The organism is Citrobacter sp. Cc139, from assembly GCF_030334645.1.
In the GTDB taxonomy this organism is placed as follows: domain Bacteria; phylum Pseudomonadota; class Gammaproteobacteria; order Enterobacterales; family Enterobacteriaceae; genus Citrobacter; species Citrobacter werkmanii.
In genome coordinates this window covers 163,690-183,402 of the sequence record NZ_JAOWDM010000091.1, presented here as the reverse complement: position 1 = coordinate 183,402, position 19,713 = coordinate 163,690, and the positions used below count along the sequence as shown (strand labels likewise).

Annotated in this window: 17 protein-coding genes; 12 read left to right on the top strand and 5 right to left on the bottom strand. The window is 52.1% G+C overall.

The genetic code is table 11. The features are described from left to right. Positions 1-12 precede the first annotated feature (12 nt). Together yfcE and yfcD are read left to right on the top strand one after the other, a co-directional pair. Entirely contained in the window at positions 13-564 is a 552-nt protein-coding gene (gene yfcE / locus OGV69_RS18940) for a phosphodiesterase (RefSeq protein ID WP_069323380.1), read from the top strand. Between the two features lie 56 nt (positions 565-620). Next, positions 621-1,175: an NUDIX hydrolase YfcD gene (yfcD, locus tag OGV69_RS18935; RefSeq protein ID WP_006683645.1), complete on the top strand. Its 555-nt coding sequence runs from the start codon at positions 621-623 to the stop codon at positions 1,173-1,175. A 56-nt stretch (positions 1,176-1,231) separates the two neighbouring features. On the opposite strand, the gene yfcC is transcribed toward yfcD, so the two are convergent. From yfcC to ackA, 3 genes are all read right to left on the bottom strand, one after another. After that, positions 1,232-2,752, bottom strand: a complete 1,521-nt coding sequence (gene yfcC, locus OGV69_RS18930; protein WP_069323381.1) for a putative basic amino acid antiporter YfcC — start codon at positions 2,750-2,752, stop codon at positions 1,232-1,234. 200 nt (positions 2,753-2,952) lie between these two features. Beyond that, the gene (gene pta / locus OGV69_RS18925; protein WP_069323382.1) at positions 2,953-5,097 is read right to left on the bottom strand and encodes a phosphate acetyltransferase; all 2,145 of its coding nucleotides are present in this window, start codon (positions 5,095-5,097) and stop codon (positions 2,953-2,955) included. 76 nt (positions 5,098-5,173) lie between these two features. Further along, complete coding sequence (ackA, locus tag OGV69_RS18920; RefSeq protein WP_006683648.1) at positions 5,174-6,376, bottom strand: acetate kinase; 1,203 nt, start codon at positions 6,374-6,376, stop codon at positions 5,174-5,176. Between the two features lie 339 nt (positions 6,377-6,715). Here ackA and yfbV point away from each other — a divergent pair, with 339 nt between their 5' ends. The 4 genes from yfbV (at position 6,716) to OGV69_RS18900 (ending at position 10,330) form a co-directional block, all read left to right on the top strand. Then, entirely contained in the window at positions 6,716-7,171 is a 456-nt protein-coding gene (yfbV, locus tag OGV69_RS18915) for a terminus macrodomain insulation protein YfbV (protein WP_038642312.1), read from the top strand. A gap of 84 nt (positions 7,172-7,255) precedes the next feature. Further along, positions 7,256-7,750 (top strand): YfbU family protein, encoded by a 495-nt coding sequence (locus OGV69_RS18910; protein WP_038642310.1) that lies wholly within the window; start codon positions 7,256-7,258, stop codon positions 7,748-7,750. Further along, a complete protein-coding gene (locus tag OGV69_RS18905; protein ID WP_129694839.1) occupies positions 7,743-8,420 on the top strand; it encodes a sugar phosphatase in 678 nt (225 codons plus the stop codon). Before OGV69_RS18910 ends, OGV69_RS18905 begins: the two co-directional genes overlap by 8 nt. Positions 8,421-8,497: 77 nt before the next feature. Continuing rightward, positions 8,498-10,330, top strand: a complete 1,833-nt coding sequence (locus OGV69_RS18900) for an SLC13 family permease (RefSeq protein ID WP_069323384.1) — start codon at positions 8,498-8,500, stop codon at positions 10,328-10,330. 48 nt (positions 10,331-10,378) lie between these two features. On the opposite strand, the gene yfbR is transcribed toward OGV69_RS18900, so the two are convergent. Both yfbR and alaA read right to left on the bottom strand, forming a co-directional pair. Further along, positions 10,379-10,978 carry a 5'-deoxynucleotidase gene (gene yfbR, locus OGV69_RS18895; RefSeq protein ID WP_042307093.1) on the bottom strand — a complete coding sequence of 200 codons (600 nt, stop codon included), beginning with the start codon at positions 10,976-10,978 and terminating at the stop codon, positions 10,379-10,381. Positions 10,979-11,075: 97 nt separating this feature from the next. After that, positions 11,076-12,293: an alanine transaminase AlaA gene (gene alaA / locus OGV69_RS18890; protein WP_005129483.1), complete on the bottom strand. Its 1,218-nt coding sequence runs from the start codon at positions 12,291-12,293 to the stop codon at positions 11,076-11,078. Between the two features lie 927 nt (positions 12,294-13,220). Between alaA and lrhA the strand changes: the two genes are divergently transcribed. The 6 genes from lrhA to nuoF all read left to right on the top strand — a co-directional run bounded on the left by lrhA (position 13,221) and on the right by nuoF (position 19,632). Beyond that, entirely contained in the window at positions 13,221-14,159 is a 939-nt protein-coding gene (gene lrhA / locus OGV69_RS18885) for a transcriptional regulator LrhA (RefSeq protein WP_286469445.1), read from the top strand. 626 nt (positions 14,160-14,785) lie between these two features. Then, positions 14,786-15,229 (top strand): NADH-quinone oxidoreductase subunit NuoA, encoded by a 444-nt coding sequence (gene nuoA / locus OGV69_RS18880; RefSeq protein ID WP_003028077.1) that lies wholly within the window; start codon positions 14,786-14,788, stop codon positions 15,227-15,229. Between the two features lie 15 nt (positions 15,230-15,244). Continuing rightward, positions 15,245-15,907, top strand: a complete 663-nt coding sequence (nuoB, locus tag OGV69_RS18875; protein ID WP_003028075.1) for an NADH-quinone oxidoreductase subunit NuoB — start codon at positions 15,245-15,247, stop codon at positions 15,905-15,907. Between the two features lie 85 nt (positions 15,908-15,992). Beyond that, entirely contained in the window at positions 15,993-17,795 is a 1,803-nt protein-coding gene (nuoC, locus tag OGV69_RS18870) for an NADH-quinone oxidoreductase subunit C/D (RefSeq protein WP_006683659.1), read from the top strand. Between the two features lie 2 nt (positions 17,796-17,797). Continuing rightward, entirely contained in the window at positions 17,798-18,298 is a 501-nt protein-coding gene (nuoE, locus tag OGV69_RS18865) for an NADH-quinone oxidoreductase subunit NuoE (protein WP_006683660.1), read from the top strand. Further along, positions 18,295-19,632, top strand: a complete 1,338-nt coding sequence (gene nuoF, locus OGV69_RS18860; RefSeq protein WP_003839356.1) for an NADH-quinone oxidoreductase subunit NuoF — start codon at positions 18,295-18,297, stop codon at positions 19,630-19,632. Before nuoE ends, nuoF begins: the two co-directional genes overlap by 4 nt. Positions 19,633-19,713 lie beyond the last annotated feature (81 nt).

The window sequence follows — 19,713 nt, the reverse complement described above, 5'->3', positions numbered from 1 at the left end:
GAGGAGTGAGTGATGAAACTGATGTTCGCATCGGACATTCATGGTTCGTTGCCAGCCACGGAACGCGTACTCGAACTGTTTAGCGCAAGCGGTGCGCAATGGCTGGTGATATTGGGTGATGTTTTAAATCACGGACCGCGTAATGCGTTGCCGGAAGGCTATGCGCCCGCGCAGGTTGCAGAGCGGTTGAATGAACTGGCAGCGCGGATTATTGCGGTGCGTGGCAATTGCGACAGCGAAGTGGATCAGATGCTCCTGCATTTTCCGATAACCGCGCCGTGGCAGCAAATTCTGACAGAAAACCAGCGACTCTTTTTGACGCACGGGCATCTTTTTGGCCCGCAAAATATGCCAGCGCTCAGCGCGGGAGATGTACTGGTTTATGGCCATACTCATCTGCCGGTTGCCGAGTTGCAAGGGGATGTCTATCACTTTAACCCTGGCTCGGTAAGCATCCCGAAAGGAGGCTTTGCGGCAAGCTACGGGATTCTGGATGATAATGTCCTCAGCGTAATGGCACTCAATGATCAAAGTGTTATTGCGCAGATCGAGATTAATCCGTAATTTACCCCACAAACATAAACGCGCCGTAAGAGCGCCAGAAAAAAGAAGGTTTCCTGATGGTGGAACAGCGTCGTTTGGCAAGTACGGAATGGGTGGATATTGTGAATGAAGACAACGAAGTCATCGCACAGTCCAGCCGGGAACAAATGCGGGCGCAGCGCTTACGCCATCGTGCGACGTATATCGTGGTGCACGATGGTATGGGTAAAATTCTGGTTCAGCGTAGGACTGAGACAAAAGATTTTTTGCCCGGCATGCTGGATGCCACCGCTGGCGGTGTTGTTCAGGCTGACGAGCAGCTACTGGACTCAGCGCGCCGTGAAGCGGAAGAGGAGTTGGGGATTGCGGGTGTGCCGTTTGCCGAGCACGGTCAGTTTTATTTTGAAGACCAGAACTGTCGCGTCTGGGGCGGGCTGTTTAGCTGCGTTTCCCACGGGCCGTTTGCGCTTCAGGAAGAAGAGGTCAGTGAAGTTTGCTGGCTGACGCCGGAAGAAATCACCGCACGCTGCGACGAATTTACGCCGGACTCACTGAAAGCGCTGGCGCTGTGGATGACCCGCAACGCCAAGAATGAAGGGGCGAAAGCCGAAAAGCAGGAAGAAGCCGAGTAACGTCTGCTCATCCGGCCTACAGCGTCGAGAAATCATGTAGGCCGGGCAATCATTTTTTAATGGTAACCCATTATCTGCGCCCCAATCACCACCACGCTGGACATAATAAACAGCAGGCCCAACAGCGTGGCGCCCACTTTCAGCCAGTTACGAAAATCCACCCGACAAACGCCTAACGTTGCCATCAATGATGCCGACGTCGGATAGATAATGTGACTGAATCCGTCGCCAAACTGGAAGGCCAGTACGGTGACCTGACGGTTTACGCCAACCAGATCGCCCAGCGGCGCTAATAGCGGCATGGTCAATGCAGCCTGGCCAGAACCGGACGTGACGAAGAAATTAAATACCGCCTGGAACAGCAGCATAAACCATGCAGCGATAGCGTTATCCAGCCCGCTGATACCGTTGGCAATGCTGTGCAGCAGGGTATTTAATACGCTGGCTTCGCCCGCCTCTCCGTTACCGACCAGCAATAATATGCCCTTGGCGAAACCGACCAGCAGGGCGGGAGCAATCATCATTCGCGCGCCTTCAGTGAATGAAGATGCCATGACGTTGACCGTCATACCGTTGAGACGGAACACAACGCCGATGATGCCAATCACCAGTCCCATCGTGAAGAACTGGCTGGCGATCTCAGGAATAAACCACGCGTTGACGATAACACCCCAGACGACCCAAATCATCACCGCCGTCAGTACCAGCAGCACCAACCAGTCGCCCAGCGTGAAGCGGCGTTCTACAACCTCGTCCTGCTGCTCGCGAAAAAAACGGTCTGACTCATGTACCCGGGAGAGAAGCGGATTTTTTTTGATGCGTGCTGCGTAGGCCAGGGTGAAGGTCAGCCCTATCAGGGTCGCAACGACCCACACGACGATACGCAGACCAGAACCAGAGAGCACCGGGACGCCTGCAATACCCTGTGCGACCACCACGCAGAACGGGTTCATCCATGAACTGGCAAAACCAATCTGGGTGGCGATATAAGTGACCAGAACGGTGGTGATACTATCGTAACCTAAGCGTACCATCAAAGGCGCGATAATAATGGCAAAGGCGACCGCCTCTTCGCCCATGCCAAACACCGCGCCGCCTAATGAGAAGAGAACAAACAGCACCGGGATAAACAGGACCTCGTTACCTCGCGTATGGCGAATGAGCGCCAGGATACCGTTATCAATGGTTCCGGTACGCATAACGATGCCGAATGCGCCGCCAATCACCAGCATAAACATAATAATGCCGACGGCGGTGCCGAATTTAGAGCCGGAGGTTAATCCTTCAAACGGAAAATTCATCAGGCCAGGGCGTTCATCTCCGGTGGTGAAAAACCGCACCCGGTGATACTGCTCTTCACCCGCATCGTTGGTCAGAATACGAAAAGAGTGGGGGTCGACAACTTTACGGGTTTTGGTTTGCCCATCAACCTGATACTGCACTTCCTGGCTGTCGAACATCCCGACCGGAACAACCCATGTCGCCAGGCTGGTTAAAATGGCGACGAAAAAAATAATCACCAGCGTATCGGGCATCGCCCATTTTTTGGCTGGCTGTGATTCTGTGACTGCTGACATGAAAGACTATCCCTGTTGCAATGCAAAAGAGAGTAAGTATGCAAACAGAAGAATAGTTATTCATTGATGCAGCGCATCCTGGCAAATATTTCAGAATGTACCAAAGAAAAAACAGATATAAAAAAACCGGAAATATCAGCTATTTCCGGTTTGATAAGCAGAGGTGTTGCCGGATAAGAGATCCGGCACACCGCAGCAAATTACTTCTGCTGCTGGGAAGACTGGATCGCTGTCAGGGCGATGGTATAGACGATATCGTCTACCAGCGCACCACGGGACAGGTCGTTCACCGGCTTGCGCATACCCTGCAGCATTGGCCCGATGGAGATCAGGTCGGCAGAACGCTGTACCGCTTTGTAGGTGGTGTTACCGGTGTTCAGATCCGGGAAGATGAACACGGTAGCGCGACCTGCAACCGGCGAGTTCGGCGCTTTGGATTTCGCTACGTCAGCCATAACCGCGGCGTCGTACTGCAGCGGACCATCGATCATCAGGTCAGGACGTTTTTCCTGCGCCAGACGAGTCGCTTCGCGAACTTTCTCTACATCGCTACCTGCACCAGAGGTACCGGTGGAGTAGGAAAGCATCGCAACGCGCGGTTCGATACCGAAGGCGATGGCGGATTCAGCGGACTGAATGGCGATTTCTGCCAGTTGTTCAGCAGTCGGATCCGGGTTGATCGCGCAGTCACCGTAAACGTAAACCTGTTCCGGCAGCAGCATAAAGAACACGGAAGACACCAGCGAGCTACCCGGCGCAGTTTTGATCAACTGCAGCGGTGGACGAATGGTGTTTGCGGTAGTGTGAACGGCACCAGAAACCAGACCGTCAACGTCGTCCTGCTCCAGCATCAGGGTACCGAGAACCACGTTGTCTTCCAGCTGTTCGCGGGCAACGGTTTCGGTCATGCCCTTGTTCTTACGCAGCTCAACCAGGCGAGCAACGTAGCTTTCGCGAACCACATCGGGATCAACGATTTCTACGCCAGCGCCCAGCTCAACGCCCTGAGAGGCCGCAACGCGGTTGATCTCATCCGGGTTACCCAACAGAACGCAGGTAGCAATACCGCGTTCAGCACAGATAGCAGCCGCTTTAACGGTACGCGGTTCGTCGCCTTCCGGCAGAACAACACGTTTGCCCGCTTTACGCGCCAGCTCGGTCAGCTGATAACGGAACGCCGGTGGAGACAGACGACGGCTGCGTTCAGAAGTCGCGGTCAGAGATTCAATCCAGTCAGCGTTGATGTAGTTAGCAACGTATTCCTGAACTTTTTCGATGCGCTCGTGATCGTCAACCGGAACTTCCAGGTTGAAGCTCTGCAGGCTCAGAGAGGTCTGCCAGGTATTGGTGTTCACCATGAATACCGGCAGGCCGGTAGCGAATGCACGTTCGCACAGTTTGTTGATGCGCGCGTCCATTTCGTAGCCGCCGGTCAGCAGCAGAGCACCGATTTCTACGCCGTTCATAGCAGCCAGACATGCTGCAACCAGCACGTCAGGACGGTCGGCAGAAGTCACCAGCAGAGAACCTGCGCGGAAGTGCTCCAGCATGTGCGGAATGCTGCGTGCGCAGAAAGTCACAGACTTCACGCGACGGGTGTTGATATCGCCTTCGTTAACGATGGTGGCGTTCAGGTGACGCGCCATATCGATTGCACGGGTAGCGATCAGATCGAAGCTCCATGGCACCGCGCCCAGAACCGGCAGCGGGCTGGATTCTTGCAGTTTAGCCGGATCAACTTTGATCACCTGCGCTTTGGAAGAGTCGTCGAAAATCTCGGACAGATCCGGGCGAGTACGGCCCTGGTCATCAACCGGCGCGTTCAGTTTGTTAACGATAACGCCAGTGATGTTGGTGTTTTTCGCGCCGCCGAAGCTGCTGCGAGTCAGTTCAATACGCTCGTTCAGCTGTTCCGGGGTATCGGTACCCTGAGACATCACGAAGACGATTTCCGCATTCAGCGTTTTCGCGATTTCGTAGTTCAGAGACTGCGCGAACTGATGCTTACGTGTTGGGACCAGGCCTTCAACCAGTACAACTTCAGCATCTTTGGTGTTCGCGTGGTAATTCGCGATGATCTCTTCCATCAGCACATCTTTCTGATTGCTGGACAGCAGAGATTCAACGTGGCTCATCTTCAGCGGCTCAGCAGCTGGCAGGTTAGAGTTCGCACGAACGATAGTAGTAGTCTGGTCTGGCGCATCGCCACCGGCACGAGGCTGAGCGATGGGTTTAAAGACGCTCAGACGAACGCCTTTGCGTTCCATAGCACGGATCACGCCGAGGCTGACGCTGGTCAGCCCGACGCTGGTTCCGGTAGGGATCAGCATAATAATACGGGACACGGTTTATCCTCTTTCGTTACCGCCCATTTCAGGCGGGTTACAAAACAGCACCGCCAGCTAGGCTGGCGGTGTGAAATCAGGCAGTCAGACGGCTCGCGTCTTGCGCGATAACCAGTTCTTCGTTGGTTGGGATAACCACCGCAGGACGGGTACCTTCTTTGTTGATGAAACCAGATTTGCCGAAACGTGCGGCCAGGTTACGCTCGTGGTCAACTTCAAAGCCCAGAACGCCCAGTTTGCCCAGAGACAGTTCACGAACCATCGCTGCGTTCTCACCAATACCACCGGTGAAGACAACCGCATCCAGACGACCATCCATCAGCGCAGTGTAAGAACCGATGTACTTCGCCAGACGGTGGCAGTAAACGTCCATTGCACGTTTAGCGTCTTCTTTGGTTGTGTAGTTATCTTCAACATAACGGCAGTCGCTGGTGACTTCGGTCAGACCCAGCAGGCCGGATTCTTTGGTCAGCATTTTGTTGATCTGGTCAACGCTCATGCCCAGGGTGTCGTGCAGGTGGAAGATGATCGCCGGGTCGATGTCACCGGAACGTGTACCCATCACCAGACCTTCCAGCGGGGTCAGGCCCATGGAGGTATCAACACATTTACCGTTACGGATAGCAGATACAGAACCGCCGTTGCCCAGGTGGCAAGTGATGATGTTCAGTTCATCAACCGGTTTGTTCAGCATTTTTGCCGCTTCCTGAGTAACAAAGAAGTGGCTGGTGCCGTGCGCGCCGTAACGACGAACGCCGTGTTCTTTGTACAGGCTGTACGGCAGAGCATAGAGGTAAGACTCTTCCGGCATAGTCTGATGGAACGCGGTGTCGAACACAGCGACGTTTTTGTCTTTCAGGCTTGGGAAGGATTTCAGCGCTTCTGCGATACCGATCAGGTGAGCCGGGTTATGCAGCGGTGCGAAAGAGGCAGAATCTTTGATGCCCTGGATAACGGAATCATCGATAACCACAGAGCTGGTATACTTCTCGCCGCCGTGTACGATACGGTGACCGATAGCGGTCAATTGCGCAGACAATTCTGGTTTTTGTGCCAGAATAGTGTTAACGATAAAGTTCAGCGCTTCACTGTGAGCGGCGCCTGCACCTAAAGCCGCTTCTTGTTTACCGCCGTCCATTTTCCACTTGATGCGTGCTTCTGGGAGATGGAAACATTCGGCTAAACCAGAGAGGTATTCTTCACCGTTTACTGCATCGATGATGGCAAATTTCAGTGAGGAGCTACCGCAGTTCAGAACCAGTACTAACTTACTCGACATGGAAGTACCTATTTATGATACGTGGCTAAAAAAACGTCAGGGAGTCATAGAGCGTAGCGCATGATGACACCGACGTTTATGATTAACATCATGCGCCAGAGTCTTTTTGGGCACGATGGAATAAATACCTTTGAGTCTATGTCATTTTGCGTATTTTTCAGCCAGTGGCATACTGTATGCCAATTTGACGACTCAATGATTTTGGACTAAAGGCCTTACAGGCCGGCACAGGATACCTGAATGTGGGTATCAAAGACAAAATGTTTTGAACGATGTCCTTTATAGTTGTTGTTTTGCACAAATTTTTTAATTTTTATATGTGAAGTTGAGGTAACCGCCATGTCGACACCGGATAATCGTTCCGTCAATTTTTTTAGTTTGTTTCGCCGGGGGCAGCACTATGCGAAGACGTGGCCAATGGAAAAGCGCCTCGCGCCCGTATTTGTTGAGAACCGCGTCATCCGTATGACGCGTTACGCAATCCGTTTTATGCCGCCCATCGCTGTTTTCACCTTATGCTGGCAAATTGCTTTAGGCGGGCAGTTGGGACCCGCCGTGGCGACGGCGCTGTTTGCGCTCAGTCTGCCGATGCAGGGCATGTGGTGGCTGGGTAAGCGTTCTGTCACGCCGCTGCCGCCTTCAATACTCAACTGGTTCTACGAAGTTCGGGGTAAATTGCAAGAGGCCGGACAGGCGCTCGCTCCGGTAGAAGGAAAGCCTGATTATCAGGCGCTGGCTGACACGCTTAAGCGCGCCTTCAAACAACTGGATAAAACTTTCCTTGATGATTTGTAATTGACCCCTGATTACGCATATAAAAGAAGGCATCAAGATGCCTTCTTTTTTTTCATCGTAGTAGTAGTGATACAGGAGTCCCAAATGGAAATGACCAACGCTCAACGTCTGATTTTGTCTAACCAGTACAAAATGATGACTATGCTCGATCCCACTAACGCCGAGCGTTATCGTCGTTTGCAGACGATTATTGAACGCGGTTACGGCTTGCAGATGCGCGAGCTGGATCGTGAGTTTGGTGAGCTGACGGAAGAAACCTGTCGTACGGTTATCGATATTATGGAGATGTATCACGCATTACATGTGTCCTGGACTAATCTAAAAGACGCGCAGTCTATTGATGAGCGCCGCGTGACCTTCCTCGGCTTTGACGCTGCAACGGAAGCCCGTTTCCTCGGGTATGTACGGTTTATGGTCAATGTGGAAGGGCGTTATACCCACTTTGATGCGGGTACGCATGGCTTCAACGCCCAGACCCCGATGTGGGAAAAATATCAACGTATGCTGAATGTCTGGCACTCTTGCCCGCGCCAGTATCACCTGAGCGCGAATGAAATTAACCAAATCATTAATGCCTGAGGGGGCGAGCGTGCAGTGCAAAGGTTTTCTGTTTGATCTGGATGGAACGCTGGTCGATTCCTTACCCGCAGTAGAGCGCGCGTGGTGCAACTGGGCCGATCGTTTTGGCCTCGATCACGCCGAGGTGCTCGGCTTTATTCATGGTAAGCAGGCCATTACCTCCCTGCGACACTTTATGGTGGGCAAGTCCGAGGCGGAGATCGCTGCGGAGTTCACCCGCCTGGAGCAGATCGAAGCGACGGAAACCGCGGGGATTACCGCGCTGCCAGGGGCGGTTGACTTGCTCAACCATCTCAACAACGCGGGCATTCCATGGGCGATTGTGACTTCCGGTTCAATGCCGGTCGCACGGGCGCGTCATCGTGTCGCAGGACTTCCTGCTCCTGAAGTGTTTGTCACTGCCGAACGGGTAAAAAGAGGTAAGCCAGAGCCAGACGCCTATCTGTTAGGCGCTCAGCTACTGGGCCTGGCGCCACAGGAATGCGCGGTAGTCGAGGATGCGCCCGCAGGGGTGCTCTCGGGACTAGCGGCAGGGTGCCATGTAATAGCGGTAAATGCGCCAGCGGACACGCCGCGTCTGGATGAGGTCGATTTTTCGCTGACCAGTCTGGAACATATTTCTGTGACCAAGCAGCCCAACGGAAATGTGGTCGTTGTAAGAAATACCTGATCATGATTTAGCCCCAGATTGTTGGGGCTTTTTTATGGCAGAATCGCTCCATCCCCCTCATTTAACAAGGATATGTTGTGAACGGTGAATTGATATGGGTTCTCTCATTGCTGGCGATTGCCGTCGTCTTGTTTGCAACTGGCAGAGTGCGTATGGACGCGATCGCTTTGCTGGTCATTATTGCCTTTGTTCTGAGTGGAACATTGAGCATCACAGAAGCTTTTTCCGGGTTCAGCGATCCTAACGTTATTTTGATCGCGGCTTTATTTATTATCGGCGACGGTCTGGTGCGTACCGGGGTGGCGACGGTGATGGGGGCCTGGCTGGTGAAGGTCGCCGGCAGCAGTGAAGTCAAAATGCTGGTGTTGCTGATGATAACCGTGGCCGGGCTCGGTGCGTTTATGAGTTCGACCGGCGTGGTTGCTATCTTTATACCGGTTGTCTTAAGCGTTTCCATGCGCATGCAAATTTCTCCCTCACGTCTGATGATGCCGCTGAGCTTTGCCGGATTGATAAGCGGTATGATGACGCTGGTGGCGACACCGCCAAACCTGGTCGTCAACAGTGAGTTGTTACGCGAAGGACTTAACGGCTTCAGCTTTTTTAGCGTCACTCCGCTGGGGCTGGTGGTTCTGGTGCTTGGCATAATTTATATGCTGCTGATGCGCTTTATGCTGAAGGGTGAAGACTCCGGGCAGCCGGGAGACGGTTGGAAACGCCGGACTTTTCGCGATTTAATCAAAGAGTATCGCCTCACGGGGCGTGCCCGCCGTCTGGCGATTCGTCCTGGTTCACCGATGATTGGCCAGCGTCTGGATGACCTGAAGCTGCGTGAGCGTTACGGAGCAAACGTGATTGGCGTGGAGCGCTGGCGGCGCTTTCGTCGCGTGATTGTTGATGTTAACGGGGTTTCTGAATTTCGCGCCCGTGACGTGCTGCTGATTGATATGTCTGCAGCGGATGTCGATCTGCGAGAATTTTGCAGTGAGCAACTGCTGGAGCCGATGGTGCTGCGCGGGGAATACTTCTCCGAGCAGGCGCTTGATGTGGGCATGGCCGAGATCTCACTGATCCCTGAATCGGAACTGATTGGCAAAACGGTACGGGAGATAGCCTTTCGTACGCGTTACGGTCTGAATGTGGTCGGCCTGAAACGCGATGGTACGGCGCTGGCAGGCGCGGTGGTGGATGAACCGTTGCTGATGGGGGATATCATTCTGGTGGTGGGTAACTGGAAGCTCATTACACTGCTGGGACAAAAAGGGCGCGACTTCGTGGTGTTGAACATGCCGGCTGAGGTCAGTGAAGCCTCCCCGGCGCACAGTCAGGCGCCGCATGCCATTTTCTGCCTGGTGCTGATGGTGGCCCTGATGCTTACCGATGAAATTCCTAATACGGTTGCCGCAATTATCACCTGCCTGCTGATGGGGAAATTCCGCTGTATCGATGCCGAAAGCGCCTATAAAGCGATTCACTGGCCGAGCATTATTTTGATCGTCGGGATGATGCCCTTTGCACTGGCGCTACAAAAAACCGGCGGTGTCGATCTGGTAGTAAAAGGACTGATGGACGTCGGCGGCGGGTATGGCCCGTACATGATGTTGGGTTGCCTGTTCGTCCTGTGCGCGAGCATCGGGTTATTTATCTCAAATACTGCGACGGCGGTACTCATGGCGCCAATTGCCCTGGCGGCGGCAAAGTCGATGGGGGTTTCGCCGTATCCTTTTGCAATGGTGATTGCAATGGCGGCATCCGCAGCCTTTATGACACCAGTCTCTTCGCCGGTGAACACGCTGGTGCTGGGGCCGGGTAACTACAGCTTTAGCGATTTCGTGAAAATTGGCGTGCCGTTTACGGTGATCGTGATGGCGGTGTGCGTGGTGATGATCCCAATGCTGTTCCCGTTTTGATTTTTATGTGCCGGATAAGACGTTGACGTCGCCATCCGGCAACATCGTTTAAAGCGGTGAATCCTGGCTGATCTCATCTAATGAGAGGTGAAAGCTCGGGACAAACACCTCCATAAAATAGTCCATCTCTTCGCTGCGCCGCGACTCCAGCGTTTTTTCCAGCCGCGTTTTCGCCAACAAGAACTCATTATTGCCCGCCGAAAGTTCTTCCAGACACTTCAGATAAGCGCACAGCGCATCGGCCTGCTTGACGATAGATTTCTCTTCTTCGCTGTAAGCATGTTCATCAATCAGCGGAGCAAAAATATCGCGCAGCTCATCGGGAACCATATCGACCAGCTTTTGCTGGGCAATTTTCTCTATCGCTTTATATTCCTGGGCGATTTGTGAGTTGAAGTATTTTACCGGGGTAGGGAGGTCACCGGTCAGCACCTCTGAAGCGTCATGGTACATTGCCAACAGGGCAATGCGCTCTGCATTAAGCTGACCACCAAATTTACGGTTTTTGATCGCGGCCAGCGCATGAGCGACCATGGCGACTTGCAAACTATGCTCGGACACATTTTCGGTGCGCACGTTGCGCATCAGCGGCCAGCGGTTAATGAGCTTCAGGCGGGAGAGGTGGGCAAAAAAATGGCTCTGCTTCATAACGACCCTTATATGATGGCAACCTAAGAGTCATTGTGCGCAGAGAAGGCTGTCAGATGCAAATACTCGTCATACTGATCCAACAGCCCGTGTTTTATTACAGCTGGTGATACCCTGACAGGAAGCGCTCAAATTTACTCAGCGACATTTCGATATCGTCAATGCGCGGGAGCGTGACGATGCGGAAATGATCCGGCCACGGCCAGTTGAACGCCGTCCCCTGAACCAGCAGCACTTTTTCCTGCAACAGGAAGTCGAGCACCATTTTCTGGTCGTCATGAATGTTGAAGCGTTTAGCGTCGATTTTCGGGAACATATACAGCGCGCCGCGTGGTTTCACGCAGGAGACGCCGGGAATATCATTGAGTAACTCCCAGGCGCGGTTGCGTTGTTCATACAGGCGCCCGCCAGGCATGATAAATTCACTGATGCTCTGGTATCCGCCCAGCGCGGTCTGAATCGCATGTTGCGCCGGAACGTTAGCACATAAGCGCATAGAGGCCAGCATCTCAAGACCTTCGATGTACCCCTTGGCATGTTTCTTCGGCCCGTTCAGCACCATCCAGCCCTGACGGAAACCGGCAACGCGATAGGTTTTTGACAGGCCGTTGAAGGTAATAGTCAGCAGGTCCGGCGCCATCGCGGCGATCGAGTGGTGTTCAGCATCATCGTAGAGAATTTTGTCGTAAATCTCATCCGCAAAAATGATGAGGTTGTTCTGGCGAGCAATTTCAACAATCTCCATCAGCAGCTCTTTGGAATAGACAGCGCCGGTTGGGTTGTTGGGGTTAATGATGACGATCCCACGCGTACGCGGGGTAATTTTGGCGCGAATGTCGTCAAGGTCCGGGAACCAGTCAGATGATTCGTCACACAGGTAATGCACGGCATTACCGCCGGAGAGCGATACCGCTGCCGTCCACAGTGGATAATCAGGTGCCGGAACGAGCATTTCGTCCCCACTGTTCAGCAATGCCTGCATGGCCTGCACAATCAATTCGGAAACGCCGTTACCGATATAGATATCTTCCACGGTCACATCGCGCATCCCGCGGGCCTGGTAATGCTGCATGATCGCTTTACGGGCTGAATAAAGACCTTTGGAGTCGCAATATCCTTGCGCTGTTGGCAAATTGCGGATCACATCAACCAGAATTTCGTCTGGCGCTTCAAACCCGAATGGCGCCGGGTTGCCGATGTTAAGTTTCAGAACTTTATTGCCTTCTTCTTCCAGGCGCTTTGCTTCCTTCAGAACCGGGCCGCGAATGTCATAACAGACGTTTTCTAATTTGCTGGATTTTTCAATGGGGGACATGAACGTTGACCTTTTTAGCTGTGAATGCCACTCCCTGCCGTGGAAGTCAGCCCAGCACAATGTACTCCCACGACGGTAAGTTTTGAAGGGTCTTTAGTAGAAGATTTTGAAAATCCATGAAGTTATAATTAACTGTTAATAACTAAATAATGCAATTATCATGAAATAATAATCTGGAGAATTGTATTATATTGGTGATATGTTTTGTGGTGTTGGTTTGGGTGTGGTGGTTTGTCTGGTCAAAAAAACTTAACTCTGTAAAGCAAAAGATCGCCGACACATAAGCGGTATGACGTCATTCGAAAATACTGAGGTTTTATCTGCGAGGGCTGTTATCGGCCTGATCCGTGCGTGGTACGGTGTGAATTCATTGTTAAATATAATTAATGAATTGAAGGATTCTTAATTAATTATTATTTAATATTTAAATCGCATTAAATTGAATTGCCTAATAATACGAAAACCGCAGGTCAGACATAACCTCAGGTAGACTCGAATTATTCGCGATAACACTTATAAATATAGTGGTTTTAGGTTAAGATAAGTCTCATGAAATGGTGCGTAGTACGAATTTTACGATAATTCAAATGTTTGTTGGTTGTTCCTAACGTACTGAAAAGTTAGTTTTTAATGTGTAAATTATTGTTCGTTAAGTTTTTTTTAAATTTACAAAATTTACATGTTTTCCATTAGTCAGAATCATCCAGCAGCTAAAAATATGGCCCTTTCTCGTTGCTATATTCCGATGAGTGTCACGGTTATTATATAGCGTAGAAAGAGAATTGTTTCGTTTGTTAAACCAAATACATCCTTATTTTCACTTGGTTACACTAAGCGAAACTGCAAGGAAGGCAGATAACAAATGGAGTGGTTTGATTCTGAATGCACAGCATTAACCCGGTATGACCCGCGAGTAAGTGAAAAACTATGATAAATGCAAATCGTCCGATAATTAACCTCGACCTCGATCTGCTGAGAACCTTCGTTGCTGTTGCCGACCTGAATACCTTCGCGGCTGCGGCAGCTGCGGTATGTCGCACTCAGTCTGCGGTGAGTCAGCAAATGCAGCGTCTTGAGCAACTCGTGGGGAAAGAGTTGCTCGCGCGTCATGGACGCAACAAACTGCTGACCGAACATGGTATACAGCTGTTGGGTTACGCCAGAAAAATATTGCGTTTTAATGATGAGGCATGCTCATCATTAATGTTTAACAATCTTCAGGGAGTGTTAACTATTGGCGCTTCTGATGAATCAGCCGATACGATACTGCCTTTCCTGCTCAACCGTATAAGCTCGGTTTATCCGAAGCTTGCATTGGATGTAAGGGTCAAGCGCAACGCCTATATGGTGGATATGCTGAAGTCGCAAGAAGTGGATTTGGTGGTAACGACTAACCGTCCGGGCGATTTTGAATGCCTGAATCTGCGCACCTCGCCGACGCACTGGTATTGTGCGGCCGAATATATCCTGCAAAAAGGTGAGCCGGTCCCGTTGGTGCTGTTGGACGATCCGAGCCCGTTCCGCGATATGGTGTTGGCAACGCTGAATGCTGCGCAGATCCCGTGGCGCTTAGCGTATGTTGCTTCAACATTGCCTGCGGTTCGTGCTGCGGTCAAAGCCGGTCTGGGCGTTACTGCGCGTCCCGTTGAAATGATGAGCCCTGATTTACGCGTACTGGGCGCGGCGGACGGATTACCGCCATTGCCTGATACCGAGTATCTGTTGTGCTGCGATCCGGCTACACAAAATGATTTAGCTCAGGTGATTTTTAACTCGATGCAGACATATCAAAACCCTTGGCAATACAATCAGTTTACCCCCGAAGGGGGAGATGATTCGCTCCTTATTGAAGGCGACTTCGAGTAACGCGTCACAAAAAACGTTTTAAAATGTAAGTGTAAAAAAAGAGCCGCTAATGATGAAAAAACATCCAGCGGCTCTTTTTTTATGCAAATAACATTGGTTTATGTCATTTGCTATACTAAAACTTAACAAAATCAGCGGGTAAAAAACAGCCAGCAAATAGGGTGAAAAATAATCAGCAGAAGTGTTAATTGTTTCCATGTTAAAAAACTAGAGAAATTGTTGCTGTTTTTTATGGTGAATTAACAAAAGCGTGTCACAGATCAAGAAAATACTCCCATTTAGGGGGAGGCATTAGTGTGAATTCCTGTCAAAATAGACGAGTATTATCTTTTTTACTTCACTACGGACACGATTCAACAACATTAAAAAAGACCGATGATGCAACCGAAATGGCTGTAAACAGCACTTTATGTTAATGAGGTTGGAGTGGTGTAAAATAATGTGAGGAAACTTTTGTTAAAGTTGACAAAAGGTTATAGAAAGGAGTAAAAAACCCCATCAATTGGCTGTATAAAATGGTTTTCTACAGTGATTGTAAGGTTTTTTTTATTCCTCCCCATGAATCGATGTGGCGTTCATCTGCCGAAAAGAGCAGAGAATTTGGCGCTACTTTTGATGAGTAAGCAATGAGTATGTCAACATCCACTGAAATCATCGCTCATCACTGGGCATTCGCTATCTTTCTTATTGTCGCCATTGGCCTGTGCTGCCTGATGCTCGTCGGCGGCTGGTTTTTAGGTGGTCGCGCGCGCGCGAGATCTAAAAACGTGCCGTTTGAATCAGGTATCGACTCGGTCGGCACCGCCCGCTTGCGCCTGTCTGCCAAGTTTTATCTGGTAGCCATGTTCTTCGTTATCTTCGACGTTGAAGCGCTGTATCTGTTCGCATGGTCAACATCTATCCGTGAAAGCGGTTGGATTGGCTTTGTGGAAGCTGCAATTTTTATTTTTGTGTTACTGGCTGGTCTGGTTTATCTGGTGCGTATTGGCGCGCTGGACTGGACGCCCGCGCGTTCACGCCGCGAGCGTATGAACCCGGAAACGAACAGTATCGCTAATCGTCAACGCTAACCGCGAGGCATTAAGATGGATTATACGCTCACCCGCATAGATCCTAACGGTGAGAACGACCGTTACCCCCTGCAAAAACAGGAGATCGTAACCGACCCCCTGGAGCAAGAAGTTAATAAAAACGTGTTCATGGGCAAGCTCCATGACATGGTTAACTGGGGCCGTAAAAACTCAATTTGGCCATATAACTTTGGCCTTTCCTGCTGCTACGTTGAGATGGTGACCTCGTTTACCGCTGTGCATGATGTGGCCCGTTTTGGTGCGGAAGTACTGCGTGCATCGCCGCGTCAGGCTGACCTGATGGTCGTGGCTGGAACCTGCTTTACCAAAATGGCACCGGTTATTCAGCGCCTCTACGATCAGATGCTGGAACCAAAATGGGTTATTTCCATGGGCGCATGCGCCAACTCCGGCGGTATGTACGACATCTATTCTGTGGTGCAGGGCGTTGATAAATTTATTCCGGTCGATGTGTACATCCCGGGATGCCCGCCGCGTCCAGAAGCGTATATGCAGGCTCTGATGCTGCTGCAGGATTCCATTGGCAAAGAACGCCGTCCGCTCTCCTGGGTGGTTGGGGATCAGGGTGTTTATCGCGCCAATATGCAGTCAGAACGCGAGCGTAAACGCGGTGAACGTATTGCTGTAACGAATCTTCGTACACCAGACGAGATTTAATTTGCGCCTGTCGGCAGCCGCACTTCCTTCGCTTATCACTACATAAATAGCGCGAAGCACTGCCGACTACCACGGACCATTTACAATGGTGAACAATATGACCGACTTAACCGCGCAAGATGCTGTATGGCAAACACGGGATCACCTTGATGACCCGGTCATTGGCGAACTGCGCAACCGTTTTGGGCCGGATGCCTTTACCGTTCAGGCGACTCGCACCGGGGTACCCGTTGTTTGGGTCAAGCGTGAACAATTACTGGAAGTTGGCGATTTCTTAAAGAGACTGCCGAAACCTTACGTCATGCTGTTTGACTTACATGGCATGGACGAACGTCTGCGTACGCACCGCGAAGGGTTACCTGCCGCGGATTTTTCCGTTTTCTATCACCTGATTTCTATTGAACGCAATCGCGATATCATGCTCAAGGTGGCGTTGTCTGAAAACGATCTGCGTGTACCGACGTTTACCAAACTGTTCCCCAACGCCAACTGGTATGAGCGTGAAACCTGGGAAATGTTTGGTATCGATATCGAAGGCCACCCGCATCTGACGCGTCTGCTGATGCCGCATACCTGGCAAGGCCACCCGCTGCGTAAAGATTACCCGGCGCGTGCGACCGAATTCGATCCGTTTGAGCTGACCAAAGCCAAACAGGATCTGGAAATGGAAGCGCTGACCTTTAAACCCGAAGACTGGGGCATGAAGCGTGGTACCGAAAACGAGGACTTCATGTTCCTCAACCTCGGCCCTAACCACCCGTCTTCTCACGGCGCGTTCCGTATTGTGCTGCAGCTTGATGGCGAAGAAATCGTCGACTGCGTGCCTGACATCGGCTACCACCACCGTGGCGCTGAAAAGATGGGTGAACGTCAGTCCTGGCACAGCTACATTCCGTACACTGACCGTATCGAATATCTCGGCGGCTGCGTCAACGAAATGCCTTACGTACTGGCGGTTGAGAAACTGGCGGGCATCACCACGCCGGATCGCGTCAACGTGATTCGCGTTATGTTGTCTGAATTGTTCCGTATCAACAGCCACCTGCTGTACATCTCCACGTTCATTCAGGACGTCGGCGCGATGACGCCGGTTTTCTTCGCCTTTACCGATCGTCAGAAAATTTATGACGTGGTGGAAGCGATCACCGGTTACCGTATGCACCCGGCCTGGTTCCGTATCGGCGGTGTCGCACACGATCTGCCGCGCGGTTGGGACAAGCTGCTGCGTGACTTCCTCGACTGGATGCCAAAACGTCTGGATTCCTACGAGAAAGCTGCACTGCGTAACACCATCCTGAAAGGTCGTTCCCAGGGCGTTGCCGCCTATGGCAAGAAAGAAGCGCTGGACTGGGGTTGTACCGGTGCTGCGCTGCGTGCGACCGGTATTGATTTCGACGTGCGTAAAGCCCGTCCATACTCTGGCTACGAAAACTTTGACTTTGAAGTTCCGGTTGGCGGCGGCGTGTCTGACTGCTATACCCGCGTAATGCTGAAAGTTGAAGAGCTGCGCCAGAGTCTGCGCATCCTTGAGCAGTGCCTCAACAACATGCCGGAAGGCCCGTTCAAAGCGGATCACCCGCTGACTACGCCGCCGCCGAAAGAGCGCACGCTGCAACATATCGAAACCCTGATCACCCACTTCCTGCAGGTTTCGTGGGGACCGGTTATGCCGGCAAACGAGTCCTTCCAGATGGTGGAAGCGACCAAGGGTATCAACAGTTACTACCTGACCAGCGATGGCAGCACCATGAGTTACCGTACTCGTATCCGTACCCCGAGCTATGCGCACCTGCAGCAGATCCCGGTAGCGGTACGCGGCAGCCTGGTGTCCGACCTTATCGTCCATCTGGGTAGTATTGATTTTGTTATGTCAGATGTGGACCGCTAATTATGCACGAGAATCAACAACCACAAACCGAGGCTTTTGAGCTGAGTGCGGCTGAGCGTGAAGCGATTGAGCACGAGAAGCACCACTACGAAGACCCGCGTGCGGCGTCCATTGAAGCGCTGAAAATCGTTCAGAAGCAGCGTGGCTGGGTGCCGGACGGGGCGATCTATGCGATCGCGGATGTGCTGGGTATCCCGGCAAGCGACGTAGAAGGTGTTGCCACGTTCTATAGCCAGATCTTCCGCCAGCCGGTAGGTCGCCACGTGATCCGCTATTGCGATAGCGTGGTGTGCCATATCAATGGTTATCAGGGGATCCAGGCTGCGCTTGAGAAAAAACTCAACATCAAGCCGGGGCAGACGACCTTTGATGGTCGCTTTACGCTGCTGCCGACCTGCTGCCTGGGGAACTGTGATAAAGGGCCGAACATGATGATCGATGACGACACTCATGCTCACCTGACCCCGGAAGGCATTCCTGAACTGCTGGAGCGGTATAAATGAAAGATATTATCCGTACTCCCGAAACACATCCGCTGACCTGGCGTCTGCGTGATGACAAACAGCCAGTCTGGCTGGACGAATACCGTAGCAAAAACGGTTACGAAGGTGCGCGTAAGGCCCTGACCGGCCTGTCACCGGACGAAATCGTCAATCAGGTAAAAGACGCTGGCCTGAAAGGGCGCGGCGGCGCGGGCTTTTCCACCGGTCTGAAGTGGAGCCTGATGCCGAAAGACGAATCCATGAACATCCGTTACCTGCTGTGTAACGCCGATGAAATGGAACCGGGCACCTATAAAGACCGCCTGCTGATGGAACAACTGCCGCACCTGCTGGTGGAAGGCATGCTGATTTCCGCGTTTGCGCTGAAAGCGTACCGTGGTTACATCTTCCTGCGCGGTGAATATATCGAGGCGGCTGTGCATCTGCGCCGTGCGATTGCCGAAGCAACCGAAGCCGGTCTGCTTGGCAAAAACATCATGGGCACCGGTTTCGACTTCGAACTGTTTGTCCATACCGGGGCAGGGCGTTACATCTGTGGTGAAGAAACCGCGCTGATCAACTCCCTCGAAGGTCGTCGCGCTAACCCGCGTTCCAAGCCGCCGTTCCCGGCAAGCTCTGGCGCATGGGGTAAGCCGACCTGTGTTAACAACGTCGAAACCCTGTGTAACGTACCGGCCATCCTCGCCAACGGCGTGGAGTGGTATCAGAACATCTCGAAGAGCAAAGATGCGGGCACCAAGCTGATGGGCTTCTCCGGTCGTGTGAAGAACCCTGGCCTGTGGGAACTGCCGTTTGGCACCACTGCGCGTGAGATCCTCGAAGACTACGCGGGCGGTATGCGTGATGGCCTGAAATTCAAGGCCTGGCAGCCGGGCGGCGCGGGAACCGACTTCCTGACCGAGGCGCATCTTGACCTGCCGATGGAGTTCGAAAGCATCGGTAAAGCAGGCAGCCGTCTGGGTACTGCGCTGGCAATGGCCGTTGACCACGAGATTGGCATGGTACCGCTGGTGCGTAACCTCGAAGAGTTCTTCGCCCGCGAGTCCTGCGGCTGGTGTACGCCGTGCCGTGACGGTCTGCCGTGGAGCGTAAAAATTCTGCGTGCGCTGGAGCGTGGCGAAGGCCAGCCTGGGGATATCGAGACACTTGAGCAACTGTGTCGTTTCCTCGGCCCGGGTAAAACCTTCTGTGCACACGCACCGGGCGCGGTGGAGCCGCTGCAGAGCGCCATTAAATATTTCCGCGAAGAATTCGAAGCTGGCATCAAGCAGACCTTCAGCAATACCCACGCTATTGGTGGTATTCAGCCGAACCTGCTGAAAGAGCGCTGGTAATTGCAGGTTATCCCCTGCATCGCGATAAGTAATTCGATTAACGCTTAGTCCCTGACTAAGCCAACTGGAAGCATGCTGACT

What these genes read in the sequence shown, in the direction of transcription:
- yfbV (WP_038642312.1), top strand. Translation starts at nt 6,716, where the DNA reads ATGTCGACACCGGATAATCGTTCCGTCAATTTTTTTAGTTTGTTTCGC.
- nuoF (WP_003839356.1), top strand. Translation starts at nt 18,295, where the DNA reads ATGAAAGATATTATCCGTACTCCCGAAACACATCCGCTGACCTGGCGT.
- nuoA (WP_003028077.1), top strand. Translation starts at nt 14,786, where the DNA reads ATGAGTATGTCAACATCCACTGAAATCATCGCTCATCACTGGGCATTC.
- alaA (WP_005129483.1), bottom strand. Translation starts at nt 12,293, where the DNA reads ATGTCCCCCATTGAAAAATCCAGCAAATTAGAAAACGTCTGTTATGAC.
- lrhA (WP_286469445.1), top strand. Translation starts at nt 13,221, where the DNA reads ATGATAAATGCAAATCGTCCGATAATTAACCTCGACCTCGATCTGCTG.
- OGV69_RS18905 (WP_129694839.1), top strand. Translation starts at nt 7,743, where the DNA reads ATGCCTGAGGGGGCGAGCGTGCAGTGCAAAGGTTTTCTGTTTGATCTG.
- yfbR (WP_042307093.1), bottom strand. Translation starts at nt 10,978, where the DNA reads ATGAAGCAGAGCCATTTTTTTGCCCACCTCTCCCGCCTGAAGCTCATT.
- yfcE (WP_069323380.1), top strand. Translation starts at nt 13, where the DNA reads ATGAAACTGATGTTCGCATCGGACATTCATGGTTCGTTGCCAGCCACG.
- OGV69_RS18910 (WP_038642310.1), top strand. Translation starts at nt 7,256, where the DNA reads ATGGAAATGACCAACGCTCAACGTCTGATTTTGTCTAACCAGTACAAA.
- nuoB (WP_003028075.1), top strand. Translation starts at nt 15,245, where the DNA reads ATGGATTATACGCTCACCCGCATAGATCCTAACGGTGAGAACGACCGT.
- yfcC (WP_069323381.1), bottom strand. Translation starts at nt 2,752, where the DNA reads ATGTCAGCAGTCACAGAATCACAGCCAGCCAAAAAATGGGCGATGCCC.
- nuoC (WP_006683659.1), top strand. Translation starts at nt 15,993, where the DNA reads ATGGTGAACAATATGACCGACTTAACCGCGCAAGATGCTGTATGGCAA.
- ackA (WP_006683648.1), bottom strand. Translation starts at nt 6,376, where the DNA reads ATGTCGAGTAAGTTAGTACTGGTTCTGAACTGCGGTAGCTCCTCACTG.
- nuoE (WP_006683660.1), top strand. Translation starts at nt 17,798, where the DNA reads ATGCACGAGAATCAACAACCACAAACCGAGGCTTTTGAGCTGAGTGCG.
- yfcD (WP_006683645.1), top strand. Translation starts at nt 621, where the DNA reads ATGGTGGAACAGCGTCGTTTGGCAAGTACGGAATGGGTGGATATTGTG.